The sequence below is a fragment of the Patescibacteria group bacterium genome, from assembly GCA_041664365.1.
Lineage (GTDB): Bacteria > Patescibacteriota > Patescibacteriia > UM-FILTER-42-10 > UM-FILTER-42-10 > JAHJEX01.
This window is the reverse complement of sequence record JBAYKW010000026.1, coordinates 1-2,824: the sequence shown is the minus strand read 5'-3', so window position 1 is coordinate 2,824 and position 2,824 is coordinate 1. Positions and strand designations below refer to the sequence as shown.

General features: G+C 33.7%; 3 protein-coding genes. 1 reads left to right on the top strand and 2 read right to left on the bottom strand.

Features of this window, described 5'->3' with window-relative positions; all coding sequences use genetic code 11:
• Both WCW66_06990 and WCW66_06985 read right to left on the bottom strand, forming a co-directional pair.
• Positions 1-914, bottom strand: a 914-nt coding sequence (locus WCW66_06990; GenBank protein ID MFA6392449.1) for a thiamine pyrophosphate-dependent dehydrogenase E1 component subunit alpha, incomplete at its 3' end; no start/stop codon positions are given.
• Between the two features lie 158 nt (positions 915-1,072).
• Positions 1,073-1,954, bottom strand: coding sequence for a YdcF family protein (locus WCW66_06985; protein MFA6392448.1), 882 nt, complete (start codon positions 1,952-1,954; stop codon positions 1,073-1,075).
• 183 nt (positions 1,955-2,137) lie between these two features.
• Here WCW66_06985 and WCW66_06980 point away from each other — a divergent pair.
• On the top strand, positions 2,138-2,824 hold a 687-nt coding region (locus tag WCW66_06980; GenBank protein ID MFA6392447.1), incomplete at its 3' end, for a PIG-L family deacetylase.

Here is a 2,824-nt window from a genome sequence, read left to right as displayed (position 1 = left end):
TTAACTTTTTTATCTATTTTTTTATAAATTTTGGTTAATCCGATTTTGTTTATAATTTTATTTTTTAGTAAAATTTTTTCCATTCTTTTTATCGGATCTTTTTTCTGCCATGTTTTAATTTCTTTTGATTTTCTTATATCAGTGTGCGTTCCCTGAATATTGTCATCTGGTCCAACATGACCACGCATCCGATAGGTTAAATATTCAATAAAAGCTGGTCCTTTATCTTTTCTAATTTGAGTAATCATTTTTTGGGCGGTTTCAAAAACTTTAATTACGTCATTTCCGTCAGCGCGTATTGATTTAATACCATAATTTTTTGGCTGAAGATAAATTTTAGGATTAGCCAATGATTCTGAAATTGGCATATGAGTGGCGTAAAAATTATTTTCGCAAATAAATAAAATTGGCAATTTATGCAGAGCAGAAAAATTTAATGCTTCGGAAATTACTCCTTCGGCCATCGCTCCATCACCAAAAAAAGTAACAGTCAGGCGATTTTCTTTTTTAATTTTTGAAGCCATGGCTGTACCGACAGCCAGAGGAACCGTACCGGCAATAATTGGTGTAGAACCCAAAAAACCAGCCTTTTTGTCAATAATATGCATTGAACCCCCTCGGCCTCGCGAACAACCGGTTTCTTTACTAAAAATTTCTGCCATCAAATATTTTAAATTTCCACCCTTAGCCAAATAATGACCATGTGAACGATGGTTGCCAAAGGCAAAATCTTTTTTATTTAAAGCCGCGCAAACACCGACTGCGATTGCTTCTTCGCCGGTGTAAAGATGGCAGGGTGTTTTAATTTCGCCATCTAAAATTGGTCCGATTAAACTCTCTTCAAATAAACGAATTTTTAGCATTTGTTGATAGAGTTTGAGTAAGAATGATTTTGAATATTTTGATTTTGTCATTTTAATTTAGTTAGATAAAAATTATTTTCCTTTAATGTATTCAGTTTATTCTTTAATAATATTAGAGAATTACAGCGATTTGTCAAGTTTGTATCATTTATAAAAATTGACCCATTTATTAATTTAATTCTAATTATTTACTCATAAGGCTTGAGTATTTATTTTGGTTTAGCATAAGTCCCTTGTTCTAATTGTGCTATTCCTTTTTTTTCCATTTCTACTCTTTTTTGATAATAACTATTCTGCCTCACTTTTTCAAACAATGATTTATAATGAGGATTATTTAAACTTAAAACGTCTTCAGCTGCTACAAAGTCAATTAAAACTTCGTTTGCTTGTTTAAAAAAGGAGTCGTTATCAAAAGTAATTTGCGGATTTTCTACACTGCCATTAACCGTATAGTTCATTATTTTTTTGTAATCGGCGCTCAGTATAGATAAAATATATTTTAATTTAGTTTTTGCTGATTCAGGGTTGGTTAAATATTCGTACATTTTTTTTACACGCGGCAAATGCATCTCATTGGCCACAATAAGCATTTTTTTTCTATTTTGAGCATTAATTATCTCTATAGCTTTAATCAATTCTTCTATAGTACTGGTTGATTCTTTTTCTAATAAAATATTTTCAAGCAATACGCCCTTTTTTTCTAGGGCCTCTTGGTAAATTTGCCAATGTTCTTCTGGCGGTTGAGGTAAGTTGGGCGGGGCTTCAAGAACAGAATGACTGTTAACTATAATTGGTTTATGAAAATGATTATAAAGTTCAGTTGAAGCTAAAATATTAGCCTTGCCTCCGCCACTGCCAATCATGGCCAATCCTTGCTCAGTGGTGCGTATTTTATAGTCAAATTTACTATTATCAGTTGATTTTTCGGGGAAATTAGCTGTTTCATCGCGATAAGAAGTTGGCGACCATCTCGTTTTTCCATCAACCTTTCTTTCCGCAATACCGGCGTCCAGACACAAAATAATATCTGGTTCAGCTTTAAGGCCTAGATGCTCTAAGTAATTAATTTCTCTCCCTTCTTTAATCTCCATAAAAATTATTAATTAAAAAAGCCATTTTAAAGCATATATTAAATTATAATCTGAAAAAATAAAAAAGCAAGAGCTTCTTTGCGTAGTAGGGGGTTGACAAAAGTTAAAAAATATGCTATGATATTAAAAGTTCTTTATAATAGTATAATAAAATGAAAAATCCTTGAAAGGAGGTTATGAGAGATGAAAAATAAAAAAAGCAGAGCTTCGAGAATCTTGGTTGTCGCCCCTCATCCCGATGATGACCTTATCGGGTGCGGAGGCAGTATGGTTAAGCATTTAGAGAAAGGCAATGAAGTATTTGTTATTTATATAACAAACGGGGATGCAGAATGTCTGCAATTTCAATCGGATAAGTTCTCTAAAATAAGAAGAAAAGAAACAATAAGTGCTGCTCGTTGTCTTGGCTTAAAAGTAGAAAACCTTTTCTTTTTAAATGAAAAACCATGGCAATTAAATGAAGAAAGAATGAGGTTTGAACTTCTGAAATTGGTTAGACGAATTAGACCTGATATTTGCTATATTCCCCACGATAATGACGCTCACGTAGACCATCGGATTGTTAGTCGAGCGGCCTTGGATGTAATTAATATGGCACCCGGTAAATGGTTTAGAGGGTATGGCGGCGTCAAAGAGGAACCTTTTTCCATCTCGGTTATTTTAGCTTATGAAGTCTGGTCACCTTTAATGTCTCCCAATTATTTTGAAGATATTACTTTATCATTGGAAAATAAAATGCAGGCATTGAGGGAACACGAGACCCAGGCGGCAGCTAAATACGAAAGAGCTTATCGAGGAATGGGCGCATTTCGGGGAGCAATGCAGGAAGGCAGAGATAAAGAGAGAAAAAGTGTTTCATCGGAAGCATTT